The sequence below is a fragment of the Methylobacterium carpenticola genome (genome assembly GCF_042748905.1).
Lineage (GTDB): Bacteria > Pseudomonadota > Alphaproteobacteria > Rhizobiales > Beijerinckiaceae > Methylobacterium > Methylobacterium carpenticola.
The window spans coordinates 14,629-33,102 of the sequence record NZ_JBHZEO010000003.1 but is presented as its reverse complement, the minus strand read 5'-3'; the positions used below and the strand labels follow the sequence as shown (position 1 = coordinate 33,102).

Genomic DNA, 18,474 nt, shown 5'->3' with positions numbered 1-18,474 from the left:
CGTGCGCAACGTGGCCTCGCCCTACTGGCGGCCCTGGCTCAAGCCGGAGTTCCGCTGTCTCGTGCCGGTCTCATCGTTCAGCGAGTACGCTGACACCAAGCCGCGCAAGACGCCGGTCTGGTTCGCGCTGTCGGAGGAGCGGCCGCTGTTCGCCTTCGCAGGGATCTGGCGGCCCTGGACGGGCGTACGGGGCCCCAAGCGCGACGAGCCGGTCGAGGAGGAGCACCGGCTCTATGCGTTCCTGACCACCACCGCCAACGGGATCGTTGGACCGGTCCACCCGAAAGCGATGCCGGTGCTGCTTACTACGCCGGAGGAGTGGCGCACGTGGCTGGAGGCACCACCCGACGAGGCGCTGCAGTTGCAACGCCCGCTGCCGGACGACGAGATGATGGAGGTGGCGCGGGGCGAGCGACGGGATGAGGCGGCCTGATCACGCCGTACGGATCGCCATGCGCTTCTGCCCCTCTGGCGCATCATTGAGGGTTCACCGTCACGCTGGCTCAGGCACGGCGAGGGGGATCATGGCTCGCCTCCTCTGATCGGGTGTCGCGCGTAGAAGAGCCAAGATGTGACGCTTGCGCTTGAGGATGGGCTCCTCGATCACATGCCACGAGACGTACGCGAGTGTGAAGGCAACGACGAGGCTGATGAGGCCATTCCAGTACCAGATGCGAAGATCGGGAAGAAGATGCGCGACGAGTTGCTGCGTCGGATATCCATAGAGATAAAGGCCATAGGAGTAGTCGCCGCTGGCGACGAGCCAGGTCTTTCGCGGATTTTTGAGGCCAAGCCAGACCGTTGCATAGGCGATCGGGAATGGACTTAGAGACATCAAGCGGGGGTCCCTTAGCAGGAACCATGACAGAGCAACCGCTATCACGAAGCAGATTACGTGGTTTGTAATTCTATCCTTCCACGTATAGAGTAGTATTCCAGCCAGGAACGACAGGATAAGCAGCCGTGCAGGTGGGCCAGACCCGATGAGTGCATGCTGATCGCGCATCATGGCGCACAAGCTCATTAGAAACAGTGCCAAAGCGATAAGTATAGGACGACGGGTAAAGCCGATCAGAGACAATCCTGTGAGCAGAGCGTAGCACTCGAACTCGCGAGGAATTGTCCAAAGTTGCAGATTTACGGCTGGACCGGCCGGGTTATTGCTGAAAACACCCGGCAAATAATAATGTATATATCCTGTAGTGTTGAGCAGATACAGATATAGCTCGCCGTCAGAGAAATACTCTCCTGGCGAGCACGTGGTGATGAAGGGGCCGATGATGATCGAGAAGGTGACCACCTCGAAAATCAAAGCCGGATAAAGACGAATGGCTCGAAGCGCTAAGAAGCCTGGAATGGTATTTCGAAAGGCGCTGGACGCGACAAGAAAGCCTCCAAGAGCAAAAAAGGCTGGCAGGATGGCAAAGATGGCCGGCCGCATCGGCCCATTCCAGAATGGCTCCTCTGCCTTCAGGCCGTAGCAAACAATCACTGTATGCCAAGCGACGACCGCTAGTGCGAGGAACAACCTGGTGTAGTTAAAGCCGGATGGATTGCCGTTAGCTGCATCCAGTTCCTCCCCGAGTGTCATGGACGAGACCCCCATCTCTTACATGGAGCTTCGGCTGCCGACTGATATTGTGGCGGAAGCGAGAGATGGGACTGGAGAAATTACGGAGGAGGATTTTTCTCTTTGGTATGTGCTGCTGTCCAAGAAGGGATTGAGCGGCGGTCGGGATCGTAAGGCTGCAAGCACTACTGCCCGAATTCCCATACCGGCACACCGCGATACCGCCCCAGCTTGTTCCGCTGGCACCGCCACAGGTGGACCCGCAGGAACTCGCTGTTCACCTCGTACACCGGGTAGACGCACGGCATCAGGACGCCGCTCCAGTCACCGCGGCGGGTGCCCGAGGTGGGATGCACACCGAATAGCGTGAGCGTGTCCCAGCCGAGCGCGGCCGCCTGCGGGCCGAAATCGTCCACGAACCGGCGGCAGTTCGAGAGCGTCTCCACCCACTCCTCCGGCCGGAAGCCAGGGCAGGGCACCTGGCCGGGTGACAGGCTGGCGAGCCCGCGGGACCATTCGAGGATGGTGGGCGAGACGATCATAACGGATCACCCCCGGCCATTACGGGAGCGCCACGCGGTGGTTCTCGTCAGCAGATCTCCTGCGAGCACGGCAGCGCCGAGGCCGGCGAGGAGCATGAGGGCAGTCTCGGCTTCGACCCGCTCGAAGACGGTTCGCAGCCCGCGGGCCATCAGCAGCATCACAACGATGAGCACCATCGCACCACCAGCGACGGTGAGGGCAGGAGATCGAGGCATAAGTCGCATGGCCTAAGCTTAGCAGTAAGACCGGCGGTCAATGTGGTGCCACGATACCGCAATCGACCACAGCGCTTTGCTCGCGAACCTCGCAGCCCTACTCGGCTTCAGCGCGCGATCGACCAAGTCGGCAGAGCGGCGGGCCGCCGTGAAGCAATCGGTGGCATAGCCGTTGCGCATCCCAACACATCCGAAGCGCGGGCGTTCAAATTTGGGATTTTTGGTTTCGATGTTGCACAACATTGTCGGCCTGATCAGCATCTCAGCCACCGCGGCAGTGATACTGCATCACTGGAGAGCGCCCCGTTGGGTGGTTTCTATCGTCGCGATTGCTGGGGTTGTATCATCGGTTGCATTTGCAATTTCTGAGGGCGGAGATATCGTCCGTCCTTCCGCGCCGGATGTGCCTTCCTTCGTAGAGCGCGAAATGCCTGTGCCGGGGCAGGTGTATGACGGGAACTGGTGGGGTCGATCTCCAGCCCGCAGCTAAGTCTAGAGGTTGATCGAACGATAGACTGGCGACCCATCCACGGCCACAGCATATCCGGCCGCAGGTCGAGGCGGAGCCGGAAGTCATCATCCGCGGCGGACAGCCCTCGAACGAGAAGATAGAACTCTAGAACCCCGGGAGCGCCCCGAACGGCCGGATGAGGCCGCCGACCGCGCCAGCCCTCGCCGTGAATGCCGCTCCGCCGTCACTGACGAGAGGCTGACGATCAGGTTCTCGGCCGCGGCTTGGACTTCCCGAAGTCCCGCGATCGCCATCAGCCGGTGCCGCTCACGGGCCACGGCGAGCGCGTCGGACGGGTCGAGCGTCAGGGCCGTCACTGCGGCCTCGTCCTGCGCCGCGCGAAGCGCGCTCAGCATTGTCACGGCGTCTGGTAGGACCCTGAGACGCTTAGGATGGCGCCCGCCGCTACAGGGGACGTTCCGTCGTAGCGCTTGATCAGAACGGCCGAACTGGCCTCGTAGGCTGCCCCCACAAGGCCAACGCCGGAATTGTTACTTTCGACGCCTGAGAATGCCACCCGAGTAACTACGGGCAGCGGGAGGCTCGCCGTGATCGCCCCGGAGCAGGTGCCAATCGTGGTTAGAGTGAGGTTGGCCTGGACCTCCACCGTCTTCCCCATGCGTCGATAGCTGCCGTTCGCGCTCGACGCAGTGAGAGACCCAGACGCGCACGAGATGGTTGGCGTGTAGGGCGTCCAGCCGCCACCAAGGGCCTGCCCATCCACCACTCCGAAGGTGCCCGGAATGTTGTTCGTCGCGGCGGCAGCGGCGCCGAGTGATGCGTTGAGGGCGGCGCCCGTCAGACCGTTGCTGTAGGTCTTGTTGATCCCGTAGCGGGGCGTGGCGAACTCGTTCTGGATGGACAGTCCGTTGATCAGAAGGTTGTCGATCGAGGCAGCCGATGTGTCGATCACCACGGCATCATAGGTATTCGCCGGGCCTCCATACCCAGGGGAGTTGACGACGACGTTCGTCAGCACCGAGTTGCCACCCTTGATGAGGATACCGTCGCGAGCCGGAGCCTTGATGTTGACGTTGCTGATCGTGGTTCGGTAGGCGTAGCCGTCAAGCCACATGGCCGTATGGCCCGCGCCAATGCTTTGCAGGTTGGTGAACGTGGAACCGGCTTCTCCTATATAGAACGTATAGCTCGGAACAGTGCCGTTGAACTTGGTGTTGTAGCCGACAAGATTGCTGAATGTCCCATTCGCCCCCGCACCGATGTCGAGGATGAATGCGGCATAGCTACCGTCGTCAACGAGATTGTTGACGGTTCCGGCCGAGCCGGATCCGATGTCGATACCGGCGCCGGTCGCCGCCGGACCTCGCCCGCAGTTGAAGGTTCTGATGTTGTCGAGGCTGTAATACTGCGGCTTGCCGCGGATCGCGTGATTGCTGCTGTCCCAGGCCACGGCCATGAAACAGTTGTCGAAGCCGTTGCGCCCCGTGATGTCGCGCAGGCGAGAGCTGTCGGCTTGGATCATCACGGCGACGCCGCCGGCCAGACCGTCGTAAGTGGTGCTGACCGTGTAGAGTTGGCCCTGGTGATCGAACGAGAACTTGCTCAGATCGGCGCCGACCGCCGACGGCAGGATGTCGATCAGGGGCTTTGCGGGCGTGCCAGCCGGCGCATCGTACTTGAGGACGGTGCAATCGCCCGCTCCCTCGAAGCGGGCGCTGGCCTTGGTGATGCGGATCGTATCCGTGACCCGGATCGTGCCGCACGGCGCGACAATCCGCTTGCCGGAGTTGATGGCGTTAGCGAGGGCAGCCGTGCTGTCGGCGGTGCCCGTCATGTCGATGCCGAGGCTGGCGACCGGCGGGGCGTCCGCGAAAAGCGTCGAAAGCTCGACCGCCAACAGCGCGCCGGCAGGCTTCACGCTCATCCCCGAGATCGGCCCCGAGGAACCCTCGCCCTGGATCTGAAGTGCGTCGGGCGTCAGCGTAGTCTTGCCGGACTGCCGCTTCCCGAGCTTGAGCGCCCCGAACAGGATGTCGTTGTCGGAATTGATCCGGCCCTGCGGCAGGAGCTGATCGGCCTGCGCAGGGGCGACCGCAAAGAGGCCTAGCGCGAGTGCGGACACGGAAGCGGTGAGGCGAAGCATCATGCGAAGATCCACAGGTTGGCCGCACCGCGGCGGAAGCCCTGGCCTTGGTAGGCACTGGTGAGGGTGTGAGAGGTCTGGCCCGCGATCGTATCTGCGCAGGGGCCGCAAGGCGCCGAATGACTTCGCGGGCGGCCAGGGCAACCATCGTGCGGCGCCCTCAAGCGGCGGAGGCCGAGAGCGCGCGGGCAGGCACCCTGATTGGCGCCGCACTTACAGCCCCTGGCATCGAGTTGCGCAGCGTTGTGCGCAGGATCTCACTGATTGTTGCGCCCTGACGAGCGGCCTCCGCCATCAGCGCAGCGTCTAGATCCCGATCAACCCGAAAGAGCCGGATCTTGGAGAAGGTCGGCGCGTGCATAATCGTCCTCCGCTACTGCCAAGACAGTAACGCAAAAGTGCAATGCGGTGTAATACGCGCCGATGCGATATGTTTTCTTGAGAGAGAACGGATCTATCGTTCTGCCTACCTTATTGGTGCGGCAAATTGTCAGACCATCAACAACTAGTCAGCACCATTGTCTGAGGCTTCCTTGGGAGAACGAAGAAACTGACTTAGTTGGACGGGCGTACTCAAGTTGCCGGGACCACTTAAAACTAGACCAAAATCTCGCAAGGCCGTTAAAGCAACCGCTCTCCCAAGGCCATGAAGAATGTCACGATCTATTTCGGATCTTTGCTCCCCATCTTTAGGTGGTGGCTCACCATAATCCAAGCCAAGGAGAATTCTAAGAACCTCGTCTATGCCCTTTCTGCAATGCCAAAGCGTTTCATAATCATCAACATATCTTTGTCCAGTATGCTTTTCGATCCTCCTAATAGTTGCTGCAATTACTCTAAGCAATAATTGGGCGTGCGTATCTAAGCCGAGCAAGGCATTCAGCAGCTCGTCTTCTTCAAAGCTTTTTTCTAAACGAGCCTCAACTTCTTGAGCTAGTGAGCGACCGTGCTTGGAGGCCTGTTTTTCAAGGTCGTTCCTAAGCTTGGCAGTTGTCCGCATATTCAGCGGAGACCGCTTTCCCTCTCGTTCCGCTGCTTTCACGGCCATTTCGCGCGCTCCGTCTCGCTTTAGCGATTTTGCATATCGGATGCGTGGGATTGAACGCAACCCTCTTGATTGCTGTCGCGTTGCAGATTAGCGTTTGAATTGCGTGGAATTACACGCATGCCCGCGCGAGATCCGCAGGAGGTGCAATGCCGACGATTGAGGAAGTTCGACGCCGGGCGTTGGCCGGCCAGAACACGAAGGCAGCACACATCGCCCCACATTCGGGGCTGAGCAGCGCTGCCTTCTACAAAGCAATCGACCGGGGCGAAGTAGAGGCGCTTACGATCGGCCGTACCCGCCTGATCCCGCCCCATGAAGTGTGTCGTCTCCTGAGTATCAAACAGGAGACCGGCCAGAACGCGAAAGAGGCGGCCTGATCACCGCCCCGGCGGGATCGGCCTGCCGGGTCCTCGCAACAGCCCCAGCACAAAATCCTCGCAACAGCCCCAGCACAAAAAAGGCCCCGCTCCGGCGGTGAGCCGTGCGGGGCCTAAAGGCTAGAAATCCTATGCGTCAGATAATCGACACCAAGCCGCCCGGCAATCACCTTTCGCCCGGCTCTGCACATTCAGACCTGCGTGTCCGCCGCGTGAAGCGGATCACGCAGACGAGTGACGCGCTGGCCGCCGTGATCACGGAACTCGCCCTAGCCGTTCCCGAAAGCTGGAGGGCCCGGGCATGAACATGGCACCCGACGCCGCCCGCATGACCTTCGAGGCCATCGCCGAGAAGATGGCGACCGCCGCGGCCTACGCGGACACCGGGCGCCAGTTCGCTGAGATCGGCGATGCCCGTGGCCTCGCCTACGCGACCCGGTGCGCCAGCGCGGCGCTCCTAGAGGCCGCCAGCCTCGTCGAGGAGGTGAAGCCGGCGCCCCGCCCCAAGCCCGGGGAGGCCGCATGAACCTGCTCTCCACGAAGATGCGCGGCATCATCCTGGCGTGCCGGGAGAGCGACGCGGCATTCTTCCGCCGGCGCCCCGATCGTCGCCACCGCGTTCGCCTCGCGGCTCACGCTGAGATCGCCCTCGCCCGTGCCGAGGGTGCGACCACGGCTCCGATCCCGTCGGGCGTCCGTGGGTTCGTGGCCGTCTCCCGGCAGCCCGACGAGGCGTTGGCCTGGGTGATCGGGTTCGAGATCGCGCACACTGACACGGACGTGGATGAGCGAACCGCTCGCGCCGCCTTCCGTCGCTTTGAGCGCCACGACGACGCCACGCTCTGCGATCTTGCGGTGCGTGTTCGGACCGGAGGCGCCGCCGCTTGACGGCCCCGGCGCCCACGACTGATCCCGTAGCCGTCCGCGATTTCGTGGCGATGGTCCACGGCGTGGCGGCGACGGCGCTTCAGGGCGCTGACCGCCCGGGGATGCTGCAGCTCGTGCGCATCCACCCGGCGGGGGGGCCGGCCCTCTCCCTGCGCTACCCGATCGGCGACGTGGACAATATGACGGCCCAGGCCGTCAGGGACGCCGAGGCCGGCTTCAACATCTACATCGAGCCCCGCACGGTCACAGAGGGTGGGGACCGGCGCGGGCGTGGCAAGGCCGCCGACACCCGCGGCGTCTTCGCCTTCGTGATCGACGCCGACGCGGACAAGGGCAAGGCGGGCCACACCACCGCGCAGCCCTCCTTCGTGGTCGAGACCTCGCCCGGGAACGCGCACCAGTGGCTCGCCCTGAGCCGCGCCCTGACGGCCGAGCAGGCACAGCCGATCGGCGCGGCCATCCGCTCCGCCGTCGGCGCGGACTCGGACACCGGCGTGATTACGCAGCCCTACCGGGTCGCCGGCACGCCGAACTACCCCGGCAAGAAGAAGCTGGCGCGCGGGCGCGTCGCGACGCCGACCCGCCTCATCGAGCACACCGGCAAGGTCTGGACGGCCGACGAGCTGCGGGCCGCGTTCCCGGCCGTCGAGAAGCCGAGCGCCTACAGCGCGGGCCCGCGCCAGACAGGCACGAGCGGGCTCACCAGCAACCGCGTCGTGCGGATCGTGGCGGAGGAAGGCGACGACCGATCCGCACGCTTTCACGCCGCCGTGCAGGCCGCCCTTGCTGACGGGCTGACAATCGACGACCTCGAAGAGGTGATGCGCCAGCACCCGACCGGGTGCGCGGGCAAGTACCTGGAGCCGTCCGACCGCCTCCGCCGCGAGATCGAACGCTCGTGGGACAAGGCCGAGGCGCACGCCGCCGAGGTCCGGCAGGCCGCCGAGACGCCCGCCTTTCAGGACGCCGCACAGCCGGTCGCGCTGGCGCGGCAAGCCGTCGAGACCCGCATTCAAGCCTTCATCGACGCGGCGAACGCCTGGCGCCTTGCCGGTGACGAGGAGGCCGAGCCCCCGGTTCACGCCGTCGCCGTCTCCACCGGGGTAGGCAAGACCCGGATCACCGCCCGGACGCTCGCAGACTACATCCTGAGCCGCCGGGCCGACCGCAAGCCGGCCAAGCCCATCCTGTACGTGGTCCCGCGGCACCGGCTGGGCGACGAGATCGCGGCGCAGTTCGACGGATACGGCATCACCGCCCGGGTGTTCCGCGGCCGGCAAGCCGACGACCCGTCCCGCCCCGGCCAGAAGATGTGCGACGACCTCGAGGCGGTCGAGATCGCGCTGAACCTGGGCGAGCCCATCCAGACTTCGTGCTGCAAGAAGAAGTCGACGGACGGCATCGAATACCTCTGCCCGCATTTTCAGGCCTGCGCGTACCAGGCACAGAAGGCCACCAAGCCCGAGGTCTGGATCGTCGCGCACCAGATGCTTTTCCAAGGGCAGACGGCCCTCGGCAAAGTCGAGATGGTCGTCGTGGACGAAAGCTTCTGGCAGGCCGGTGTTCGCATCGGGAAGGCGGGACTTACCCTCGACGAGATCGCGGCCTTCCTGCCGTTCGGGTCCACCAAGCGGGACACGCTCCTCAACGATGTCGAGGGCTACCGCAAGCGGCTGGCTCGCGCTCTGCGGCGGCAGGAGGGACCCGGGGGCGTGCTGCGCGCCAACCTCGTCGAGGAGAACCTGACGCCGGAAACCTGCTCCCTGGCGCTCAAGGCCGAGTGGAAGCTGAAAGAGGCGGTCCCGATCTATCCGGGGATGCCGCGGGACGAGCGCCGGCTCGCCGCTCGCGCCGCCGCCAAGGCCAAGCACGCTCGCGCCTTCATCGCCCTCTGGAGCGCGGCGCGCGACGTGCTCAACGACGAGGCCGTGACCGTCTCCGGCCGGCTCTACCTCGATACCCGCGACGGCGACGACGGACAGGTGCTCGTCGCCAAGACCCGCAGCGTCAAGGCGATCACGGCGCAGTGGCGCCGGCCGACGCTGCTCTTAGATGCGACCCTGCCGCCGGCCGAGATCCTGGGCGCCTTCTACCCGCAGGTAGAGACCGCGGACCCGATCGAAGCTGCGATGCCCCACGTCCGGGTGCGCCAGGTCCTTGACGCGCCCGTATCGGCGACGAAGCTCAAGCTGGACGACGAGGGCGCTCCGCGCCGCAACCTGCGGGCCGTCCGCCGGACCATCCTGCGGCGCTTCATCGACAACGGGCGGGCTCCGCTCCTCGTGATCGCACAGAAGGCCGTCGCCGGCTGGCTGCGGGCGAGCGGCCTGCCCGACGGCATCAGCGTCGAGCACTTCAACAACGTCGCCGGCCTGGACCAATACCGCGACGTTCGGGGCCTGATGGTGATCGGCCGCGCGCTCCCGCAACCCGCCGCCGTCGAGGCGCTGGCTGGCGCGCTGACCGGCCGCCAGCCCGCCTCGAATGAAGGCCGCTATCCCTACGTGGGTCGCGGCATCCGTACCCGCGACGGCTCCCCGCGCGGCGTCGAGTGCGCGGCACACCCCGATCCCACCGCCGAGGCCTGCCGCTGGCAGATCTGCGAAGGCGAGCTGATGCAGGCCATCGGTCGCGCCCGCGGCGTGAACCGCACCGCCGACACGCCCCTGACCATCGACCTTATCGCGAACGTCGTCCTGCCCATGGCGGTCGACGAGGTGACGCCCTGGAACCCGCCCGACGAGGAAGTCGAGATGCTGATCGAAGGTGTCGTGCTCGACAGCGCCGCCGACATGTCGACCGTCTGGCCCGAGATCTGGGCCACGCCGGGGGCTGCTCGGAACTGGCTCTATCGCCGCCCGGCCTCTCAGGCTCACAGCGTCACAGAACCCTATAAAGAAGGTACTTATATAGGGTTCTGTGACGCTGTGGAGCGGTTCCGCTACCAGCAGCCCGGCGCGCGCCAGAAGTGGCGGACAGGGGCCTACGCCCCCACTGTTGTCCCCGATCCGCGGGCTTGGCTTGAAGCTCGCCTCGGCCCTCTGGCTAAGTTCGAGATCATCAGCGCTGAGCCGACCGTGCAGCCGGCGCCCACCGCCCCGCTGCGGTCGGCCGGCATCGATCCCGACCTCGCCGCTCGCTTCCGCTGCGTAGTCGACCTGCCAGCGGCTCCCCGGCCGGCACCGGTCAAGGCCGAGGTCGTTCGGTGGCGCCTGCCGTCCGATGACGAGCCGATCCGATGGCCGCCTGCGATGGCCGCCATCCTCGCCAGCGCTCCGCCGGTCCCGGCTTACCGGGAGGCCGCAGAGTGACTGACCACCTCGACAAATGGGGGCCGTTCAGCCCTGCGATTAAGCCGGCCGAGCGCGTCGCCCGCTGCCGCGGCCTCGCCGCCGTCGTCCACCTGATCACCGGCCCGAGGGACAACGAGGCGGTCCGCCTCCTCCGGGTGGCCGAGCACGATCCCTCCGCCCTGGCCGAGGCCGCCAAGGCGATCAACGCCCTCCCCACCATCGACAAGCGCGGCGTCTGGGCAACCTACGCCACTCTGACCCGCCCCGATCGTGCAGCCTGAGCCTGGAGCCTACCAATGGCGAAGATCCTCACCTTCCCGGCCCGCAAGGTCGCCTATCGCGTTCCGGATCTCCCGACCGAGTGGATGCTCCATCACACCTACGGTCATGTTGGGGGGATCTGGCTGCTCCGCTGCACCCACGCGGATCTGCCGGACATGCTCTGGCTCGTCGCCGCCAGCGACCACCTCAACGGCGTGGAAGCCCTGACGCACGCCCCCGACACGAATGGGGGGCTGGTCAGCCTCGACCTGATGGCGGCGACCACCCTGCGCGTCCTCGAACTCCAGCAGCTCCAGTATGTGACCGGCGACGGGGCCAGCGCATGATCCCGCTCCCTACGGCTCAGAAGCTCGCCAAGCTGATCCCACTCCTCGCCAGCGACCAAGGCGGCGAGGTCGTGGCTACGGCTCGCGCGATCGGCCGTTCGCTATCCGCCGCTGGCCTCGACCTACACGCGCTCGCAGCCTTCATCGAGGAGACGAGCGCCCGTGCCGCTGAGGCTGCCCGATCCCCGCTCGATAACATCGACTTCAACGCCATCTTCGCGCAGTGGGACCAGGAGAAAGCCGAGAAGGCGCCTGCTGCGCCGTCCAAGCGCGGCGGTCTGCCGATCTGGGGCACTTCGCAGATAGCGTCCTGGGATCAGGTCGTAGAGCACTGTCTGGCACTCGACTGGGCCATCCCGAAGGTAGAGGGCGGACGGTTCCTGTCCAAGGCGGATCGCGCCCGGCTCAAGATCTTCCGGAGCTGGCGCAACCGACCCACGAACGCAGACGCTGAGTGGATCGAGGGTGTTCTGAACCGCTGCCATGAGGTTCGCGATGCATGGCGCAACCGAAAGACTGCTGCATGACAGCCCGTGAACGTGACGCCTATATCGCCGGGGTCCGAGACGTCCTCGACATGGCGCTTGCCGCCGCCGTCACCATCGAGGCTCGCCCCGACGCGCAGGACCTCCGCCAGCGTGCCGCTGTAGCCGCCCTACAGGGCCTTGCGGAGGGCGCCCGGGCCTTCCTCCTCCCCGGCAAGCCAGACCCGCTCCAGAAGGCGTTCAGGCTCATTGCTGACGAGCCCGGCGCCGAAGGCACCATCGCCTGTCCAGCCTGCGCCGGCCGGCTGCGTTGGGCCCGGGTCGAGAGCAACGGCCATGTCTGGGGATCCTGCGAAACCGAAGGCTGTTTGAGGTGGGCGCAGTGATCAGGGTGAAACGGGCCTCAACAGCCTGCGCCGCATTACCCCTCAGACGGACGCAGCTACGCGCTCGTCCTCCTCTTCCAGGCACTTGCAGCACGACCCGATGCGGTAAATGTCTCTCTTGTCATCGTCACATTCAGGAACTTCGCCGCATTTCTCGCAGGAAATCTCAGTCCAAGATACTAATGTGCTTTGCAAAATCTTACTCGCCGCTTTACTTGATGTGAGTTAAATGACTAGATTTAGCCTCGCATTGCCATGCCATACAACGAATACGCAGCGGTTTGGTTCGCTGTGGTCAGGTGTCGCGACCAATGCTGCTTTGCTTATGGCTACGGTCGGCTGCGTGGCCAGCGAGGCCGCCACATGCCTCAATCTCTAGCGCAGTGATATGGCGTTCCTCGTTGTGTTCGACCGCCGTCAAAATTGCTTGTCGCAGAGTGCAGGCCGGCTATGCTGCCTTCTATGCCCCTGGAAAACCGCTCTTCGTATAAGTTTATAAAATATCTGCAACAATAGTAAGGCGGTATGCTCACATTGGTTTGGGCTGAAAGGGTGGATTATAGTAATCATTGGGTGCATGGGTTCTTTGAGATTGCCAAACATCTCGCTCATGTCTGATCCATTCGAGAAAAATCTTAACTCTCTTATGTCTTAGATGATCGTGGGGGCAGACAATCCAATGTGTATCCAGCTGTATCAACGGTGGATTGCGAACAGGGCACACTAAGCGACCATCTTCTAATTCTTCTGATGACATTAGATCGCTTTCAAGGGCTATGCCCATGCCTCTAACAGCCGCATCGATCACCATGTGTGAGCGGTCGAATAGTATGCGGCCCCAATTCTCTGGTGGTATAACATTGGCACACGCAAACCAGCGCTCCCACGGAACTTGAGATTTCACAGAGTATATCAATCTATGTTGCCATATATCGGCCGCATCAATGCTGGCGTCGGGGCATAGGTCGGGAGAGCACACGGGGAAGAATGTTTCGTTCGCGATCTTTTCAACGTAGAGACCTGGCCATTTGCCATCCCCGTGGCGGATCTCTATGTCAACGCTCTCTTTGCCAAAAATAGTTGGTTCATTTGTGCCATCGACCCTAACTTCTATGCCGGGATAGGTATCTATAAACGACTTTAGGCGTGGCATTAGCCACTTGCTCGACAAGCTCGGCGTTGATCTCACCATTAAAGCAGTTACGGCGCGGAAGCCGCGAATGCGATGAGTTGCCTCGGCGATGCTTTCGACACCGCTAGATATCATCTCATAGTATCTTTCGCCTGCTTCGGTGAGTACGATATTGCGGCCGTCTTTCGCGATTAAGGCTGTCCCCAGGTAAGTCTCTAGAGATTGGATCTGCTGGCTGACGGCAGAAGGAGTAACTCCGAGGCTTTCTGCTGCTTTCGAAATACTTGCAGCTTGAGCAACAGCATGAAAAATACTTATAGAACGAATTGGGATCTGCAGGGGCGCCATTCATACTTTCCTTGATCGTGTTGGAAAGATGTATATTATCTCATAGTCGGCCACTCAACGGTAATGAGGATCGGGAAAGTGGGTGGCGGATGGCTTCGTGCACTGCTCATCGCGGTCGCGATATTCGACTACCTCCTTAAGCGCCCCGACGATGCGGCGCGATCGGTATCCATTTGACATACCTGGACAGGAGGAACCTCGATGAGCGCCAAGCGCACCAGCGATCGCCCCTCGGGTCCGGGGAAGCCGAGCCATTCTGCTGGCGACCGGCAGCAGCTCGTTGATGCTGCTGTGGCCCGCGTCGTCACGAACATAGGCTCGAGCCTCTGATCCGTGGTCCCGGAGGATGCCATCCGCCGCCTGATCGAGCTTGAGGTGAGGGCGGCTATCCAGGCGCTTCCACCTGTCGAGATCGAACGCCCGCAGCCATCTCCACCGCTGGCCTTGGGACCGGAGCCGCCGCCCAAGCCTGCAGTATCGCCTGAGAGGATGACCTCCAGAATTGATGAGAATGCATATGGCGTGTGGGCAAGCAGGCAAGCATTCACTACTGCATGTTGGCTTGCCATACTCAGACCGTTGAACCTGCAAGCGTTCTGCAATTTCAGGGGATGAGAGTGTCGAGACCCGGAGCGTTCAAGAAGGGCCAGAGCGGCAACCCGGCCGGGAAGCCCAAGGGCGCGCGCCACAAGACGACGGTCGCCATGGAAGCCCTCTTGGCCGGCGAGGCCGAGGGCCTGACCCGGCGGGCCATCGAGCTTGCCCAGGAAGGCGACACGGTTGCGCTGCGCCTCTGCCTGGATCGCCTTCTGCCGGTCAGGAGGAACCGCCCGGTGCCGTTCGCCCTGCCGCCGATCGCAACCACGGCGGACCTGACGAAGGCCACCAGTGCCCTCTTGGAGGCCGTGGCTCGGGGCGAACTCACCCCGTCCGAGGCCGCCGAGCTGGGCAAGCTCGTGGACAGCCATGTGAAGGCGATTGAGGTGACGGACATCCAAGCGCGCCTCGACGCCCTGGAGGCCGCGAAGCGATGAGCTGGCTGCTGAACTGGGATCTTGAAGCCATGAACCGAGCCATTGAGGCGCGCATCCGCAAGCTTGAGAAGGAAGCGAACATGGGAGCCTTGCAACGTCTCACGGACGAGGAGCTAGAGGCCCGGATCCTGGCCGAGTTTCGCACTCTGGCCGCAGAGCACGGGAGCGTCATGGACGCGGTGCGCTACTATCGCGGTCTGGGCATTCCCGAACTCAGCCAGCACGCCGATGCCCTTGAGGCCTTCATCCCGCAGCTTCAGGAGATCATCGGGCGAGAGCAGGGTAAGCGCTTGGCCGATCTGCTGCCCTAGAACTAGCATTACAGTTGCATGGTGTTGCGCCTATCTGAAGGGTTTCGGACGGAGAGCCCGATGCCCTCAGCCTCGTTGGAGACCACGTTGGAGCTCTGGTCGACGTCGCTGCGCGAGGCCAAGCAGCGCATGCGACCGCTGTTTGCTGCTCCCAGTGTCGCCGCCTCCGCGAACGCCTTCCTGGATGGGCTGCTCGGGGGCGAGCGGCGCAAGACTGGCTGGATGCGCGCGGAAGCAGCCGGGGATCCTGGGCCCTGGCGTCAGCAGGCGATCCTGGGCCGCAGTCACTGGGACGCGGACGCTCTGCGCGACGTGGTACGCGACCTCGTGATCGAGACGCTTGCCTCACCAGATGCGACCCTCGTGCTCGACGAAACCGGCTTTCTCAAGCAGGGCAAAGCCTCGTGCGGCGTCGGCCGTCAGTACACGGGCTCGGCCGGCAAGATCACGAACTGCCAGATCGGCGTGTTCGCGGCCTACGTCTCGGATCAGGGGCACGCCTTCATCGACCGTCAGCTGTATCTACCCAAAGCGTGGAGCGGTGATCCAGCGCGTAGGCGGGCGGCGCATGTTCCCGACGAGATCGCCTTTTCGACCAAGCCACAGCTGGCGCGGGGGATGATCCAGCGCGCGATCGCCGCGGGGGTGCCGTTTGCCTGGGTGGCGGCGGACAGCGTCTACGGGGTGAGCGAGATCGAGATGGCGCTGCGGCGCGCCTCCAAAGGCTACGTGCTGGGCGTCACCGGCCAACACAGCTTCTGGTCCTGGATCACCGAACGTCCCATTGCCGGCACGGCCGAGGAGATCGCCAAGGCTCTCTCGGAGACGGACTGGGTCCGCTTATCAGCTGGGGCGGGCACGAAGGGCGCACGCCTGTTCGACTGGGCCTACCTGCCCCTGGCCACCCTGCCGGCCAGCGCCGTGGATCCGGCCCTCGATGAGAGCGAGTGGACGCGCGGCTTGCTGGTCCGGCGCAGCCTCTCGGACAGGGCTCTGGCCTACTTCACGACCTGGTGCCCGGCCGGGACACCCGTCTCGACGCTGGTGGCGGTGGAGGGCCGGCGCTGGGCGATCGAGGACGCCTTCGAGACCGCCAAGACGGAACTCGGCTTGGCCCACAACGAGAGCCGCTCCTGGCATGGCTGGCACCGGCACGTCTCGCTGGTGATGCTGGCCTTTGCGATGCTGGCGCGGGTGCGCCGATTGGCGAACGGCGCGCCCCCAAAAACCGCGCTCATCGCCACGCTCGCCGGTGCCCTGGTCGGTCCAGGAGATCCGGCGCGTGGCGATGCGGCTGGCACAGCGACGCATTGAGCCCGCTGTCGTCATTGCATGGTCAGCCTGGAGACGCGCTCATCAAGCGGCAGCCCGAGAAGCACATCTGAAACGCCGCATGCAACTGTAATGCTAGGGCCTGTCGTCACTTGATCCAGTCGAGAGTGGCGGCCAGACAAAGGATGCCCATGAAGCTGACGGCGGTCTTTTCGTAGCGGGTGGCGACGGCGCGCCACTCCTTGAGCCGGGCCCGGAGCCGCTCGACAATGTTGCGGTTGCTGTAGATCCACTCAGGACAGGCGAGCGGGGCCTCGTTGCCCTTGGTCGGGATCGCTGGCCGTGCACCGGCGGTCCAGATCGCCTCGCGAAAACGGTGGCTGGAGTAGCCGCGGTCACCCACCACCCACTGCGGCACGCCGGGCAGCTGATCGAGCAACGGGAGAGCGTGCGGCAGTTCATGCGCCTGGCCGGGCGCGAGGCGGAACGCGATCGCGCGTCCTCGCCCGTCGGCGATCACGCAGGCCTTGGTGCCATAGCCGCCACGCGAACGGCCAAGAGCTTCACGATGGTCTCGCTCGGCTCCAGATCCCCCCTTTGGCCGCGCCCGCCGCCTTCTGGTGAGCCCGAATGCTCGTGGCGTCGAGAAACACCATGCCGAGCGCGACGCCGCGGGTCTGCACGAGGTCGAGCAGCCGCTCCCAGACACCGGCGCGCGCCCAGCGGATGAAGACCTGGGCGGCTTGCCACCAGGGACCCAGCTCGGCCGGGATGGCGCGCCAGGAGGCGCCGTTGTGATGCCGCCAAAGGATGGCTGAGATCGTGCGGCGCAGTTCAAGGGGCGGCGTCTTGCCTTTGGGCCGGCAGGCTTCCACCAGCGGCTCCAACTCGGCCCACTGGGCGTCCGTCAGCATCGCGTCTCCTCACTCAAAGCGGAGAAACGATCAACCACGCAATGCGTTCAAGCGACAACAGACCCTAGATGCCGATCGGCGGGGCCGAGCAAGCTGCCTGACCAGCTGCTCCGTCACTGAGCGCTTACTCTCTCATTAGCGGTGAGGCAGTTGCTACCGTGGCTCATAGCCGTCATGACCATCCTCAGCGGTAATGCCTTCGCTCTGCTCTGCTCTGATCGGACCGACCTTCATGCCCCCATCAGCCTTGCTCGATCCGACCGCCCTCGACCCGTCCTGGCTGGTGCTCGATGCCCGCGGTGAGGACGATTATGGGCAGGGCCACTGGCCCGGGGCGGCGCGGGTGCCTGTCTCCGACTGGGAGTTGGCTGCCAAGCAGGTGGACACCAACCTGTCGGAGGACAAGCACTGGCGCACGCTGATCGGCAATCTTGGGGTCGATGGTCAGCGGCCGGTGGCCGTCTATGACGACGGTCGCATGACCGAGGCCGCCCGGGTCTGGTTCATCCTTCAGCGTTTCGGGGTGCCTACCGCCGTGCTCGACGGCGGCTGGTTGGCCTTGACCGCGCAGCCGGCGTTCCAGTCCGAGACCGAGCCGGTGGTGCCAACGCCGGTCACGCTCGCTACGGCCCCGGGCGAACACGGACCCGTGGGCCTCGTGACCCGCAAGGAACTCCGGGACCAGCTCGGGGCGGGCACGCAGGTGTTCGACGCGCGTACGGCCGCCGAGTTCGCAGGCAAGGATCTGCGCAGGAACGCCCGCGGCGGTCACCTGCCGGGGGCCCGGCGGGTCGGTCATGCCGACCTGCTGACCGCTGACGGCCGCATGAAGCAGCCCCAGGAACTGCGTGCGATGTTGGAGGGCGCTGGCTTCCACCCGGGCGAGCGGATTGTCACCCACTGCGACGGGGGCGGTCGCGCGGCGCTGGCGGCGCTGGCGGCCGTGCAGGCCGGGTTCACCCAGGTGGACACCTACTACCTCAGCTTTTCCGACTGGGCGACAGACGAGAGCTGTCCCATTGTGCGGGAAGGAAAGAGCTGAGAGCCTGCCGAGCCTCGACCGCGGGCAGATCGAAAGCCTCGTACCCTTCTCCTACCAGGGTCGCGACCCTGCCGGGACATGCGGCAGCTATGCCCGAGCCGCCCGAGCGTTGAAGCGGATGGTGAAGCGCGCCGTCGCAGCCCAAGCGGCGTAGCTTGGTACTGCCGCCCGCATACTTGTGCGGAATAGCAGCGGGCCGGAGAAGGACCAGGGGGCACCAACCCCGGCCCGCCGGCGATGCCTGCCCGAGGTTGAAGGCGCAGTTAGCATCGCAACGACACTCTGCCTGCGCTCAAGGTCGCCCACTACAGCACTTCAGAGCTATCGGTGTCGTACTTACGGACCACATCTCTCTGATCTACTTGTTCAGTTGAAGCGCTTGCGCTGCTGGGC

The 18,474-nt window shown here is 64.2% G+C and carries 20 protein-coding genes; 13 read left to right on the top strand and 7 right to left on the bottom strand.

The annotated features are described in order from the left end of the window. A partial coding sequence (locus tag ACE101_RS31695; RefSeq protein ID WP_379139237.1) for an SOS response-associated peptidase family protein occupies positions 1-433 on the top strand: 433 nt, incomplete at its 5' end. 60 nt (positions 434-493) lie between these two features. Here the strand turns inward: ACE101_RS31695 and ACE101_RS31690 are convergent. From ACE101_RS31690 to ACE101_RS31670, 5 genes are all read right to left on the bottom strand, one after another. Further along, positions 494-1,591: an acyltransferase family protein gene (locus ACE101_RS31690; RefSeq protein ID WP_379139236.1), complete on the bottom strand. Its 1,098-nt coding sequence runs from the start codon at positions 1,589-1,591 to the stop codon at positions 494-496. A gap of 164 nt (positions 1,592-1,755) precedes the next feature. Further along, complete coding sequence (locus ACE101_RS31685; RefSeq protein ID WP_379139235.1) at positions 1,756-2,112, bottom strand: hypothetical protein; 357 nt, start codon at positions 2,110-2,112, stop codon at positions 1,756-1,758. Between the two features lie 6 nt (positions 2,113-2,118). After that, complete coding sequence (locus tag ACE101_RS31680) at positions 2,119-2,289, bottom strand: hypothetical protein (protein ID WP_379139234.1); 171 nt, start codon at positions 2,287-2,289, stop codon at positions 2,119-2,121. 908 nt (positions 2,290-3,197) lie between these two features. Next, a complete protein-coding gene (locus ACE101_RS31675; RefSeq protein ID WP_379139233.1) occupies positions 3,198-4,946 on the bottom strand; it encodes a hypothetical protein in 1,749 nt (582 codons plus the stop codon). Positions 4,947-5,448: 502 nt separating this feature from the next. After that, a complete protein-coding gene (locus tag ACE101_RS31670; RefSeq protein WP_379139232.1) occupies positions 5,449-5,991 on the bottom strand; it encodes a hypothetical protein in 543 nt (180 codons plus the stop codon). 146 nt (positions 5,992-6,137) lie between these two features. Here ACE101_RS31670 and ACE101_RS31665 point away from each other — a divergent pair, with 146 nt between their 5' ends. The 8 genes from ACE101_RS31665 (at position 6,138) to ACE101_RS31630 (ending at position 12,028) form a co-directional block, all read left to right on the top strand. Beyond that, positions 6,138-6,368 (top strand): hypothetical protein, encoded by a 231-nt coding sequence (locus ACE101_RS31665; protein WP_379139231.1) that lies wholly within the window; start codon positions 6,138-6,140, stop codon positions 6,366-6,368. Between the two features lie 301 nt (positions 6,369-6,669). Next, the gene (locus tag ACE101_RS31660; RefSeq protein WP_379139230.1) at positions 6,670-6,894 is read left to right on the top strand and encodes a hypothetical protein; all 225 of its coding nucleotides are present in this window, start codon (positions 6,670-6,672) and stop codon (positions 6,892-6,894) included. Further along, positions 6,891-7,256, top strand: a complete 366-nt coding sequence (locus ACE101_RS31655; RefSeq protein ID WP_379139229.1) for a hypothetical protein — start codon at positions 6,891-6,893, stop codon at positions 7,254-7,256. Before ACE101_RS31660 ends, ACE101_RS31655 begins: the two co-directional genes overlap by 4 nt. 101 nt (positions 7,257-7,357) lie before the next feature. Then, entirely contained in the window at positions 7,358-10,567 is a 3,210-nt protein-coding gene (locus ACE101_RS31650) for a hypothetical protein (protein WP_379139228.1), read from the top strand. Then, a complete protein-coding gene (locus ACE101_RS31645) occupies positions 10,564-10,830 on the top strand; it encodes a hypothetical protein (protein ID WP_379139227.1) in 267 nt (88 codons plus the stop codon). The genes ACE101_RS31650 and ACE101_RS31645 overlap by 4 nt, the downstream gene beginning before the upstream one ends. A gap of 15 nt (positions 10,831-10,845) precedes the next feature. Beyond that, the gene (locus ACE101_RS31640; protein WP_379139226.1) at positions 10,846-11,157 is read left to right on the top strand and encodes a hypothetical protein; all 312 of its coding nucleotides are present in this window, start codon (positions 10,846-10,848) and stop codon (positions 11,155-11,157) included. After that, the gene (locus tag ACE101_RS31635) at positions 11,154-11,684 is read left to right on the top strand and encodes a hypothetical protein (RefSeq protein ID WP_379139225.1); all 531 of its coding nucleotides are present in this window, start codon (positions 11,154-11,156) and stop codon (positions 11,682-11,684) included. The genes ACE101_RS31640 and ACE101_RS31635 overlap by 4 nt, the downstream gene beginning before the upstream one ends. Continuing rightward, positions 11,681-12,028: a hypothetical protein gene (locus ACE101_RS31630; RefSeq protein WP_379139224.1), complete on the top strand. Its 348-nt coding sequence runs from the start codon at positions 11,681-11,683 to the stop codon at positions 12,026-12,028. The genes ACE101_RS31635 and ACE101_RS31630 overlap by 4 nt, the downstream gene beginning before the upstream one ends. 529 nt (positions 12,029-12,557) lie before the next feature. On the opposite strand, the gene ACE101_RS31625 is transcribed toward ACE101_RS31630, so the two are convergent. Continuing rightward, positions 12,558-13,499, bottom strand: coding sequence for a LysR substrate-binding domain-containing protein (locus ACE101_RS31625; RefSeq protein WP_379139240.1), 942 nt, complete (start codon positions 13,497-13,499; stop codon positions 12,558-12,560). Positions 13,500-14,119: 620 nt separating this feature from the next. Between ACE101_RS31625 and ACE101_RS31620 the strand changes: the two genes are divergently transcribed. Genes ACE101_RS31620 through ACE101_RS31610 form a run of 3 tightly spaced genes read left to right on the top strand, consistent with a single transcriptional unit; the run spans position 14,120 to position 16,167 of the window. Continuing rightward, positions 14,120-14,542: a DUF5681 domain-containing protein gene (locus ACE101_RS31620; RefSeq protein WP_379139239.1), complete on the top strand. Its 423-nt coding sequence runs from the start codon at positions 14,120-14,122 to the stop codon at positions 14,540-14,542. Beyond that, positions 14,539-14,853, top strand: coding sequence for a hypothetical protein (locus tag ACE101_RS31615; RefSeq protein ID WP_379139223.1), 315 nt, complete (start codon positions 14,539-14,541; stop codon positions 14,851-14,853). The genes ACE101_RS31620 and ACE101_RS31615 overlap by 4 nt, the downstream gene beginning before the upstream one ends. Before the next feature lie 60 nt (positions 14,854-14,913). Next, positions 14,914-16,167 carry an IS701 family transposase gene (locus ACE101_RS31610; RefSeq protein WP_379136082.1) on the top strand — a complete coding sequence of 418 codons (1,254 nt, stop codon included), beginning with the start codon at positions 14,914-14,916 and terminating at the stop codon, positions 16,165-16,167. Between the two features lie 106 nt (positions 16,168-16,273). Here the strand turns inward: ACE101_RS31610 and ACE101_RS31605 are convergent. Then, positions 16,274-17,039, bottom strand: a protein-coding gene (locus ACE101_RS31605) for an IS5 family transposase (protein WP_379129186.1) whose coding sequence is annotated in 2 segments (ribosomal slippage) — positions 16,274-16,724 and positions 16,723-17,039 — 768 coding nt in all. Because the reading frame shifts where the segments join, the coding sequence is not laid out codon by codon here. Positions 17,040-17,271: 232 nt separating this feature from the next. On the opposite strand from ACE101_RS31605, the gene ACE101_RS31600 reads away from it, so the two are divergent. After that, positions 17,272-18,081 carry a sulfurtransferase gene (locus ACE101_RS31600; protein WP_379139222.1) on the top strand — a complete coding sequence of 270 codons (810 nt, stop codon included), beginning with the start codon at positions 17,272-17,274 and terminating at the stop codon, positions 18,079-18,081. Positions 18,082-18,474: the final 393 nt, after the last annotated feature.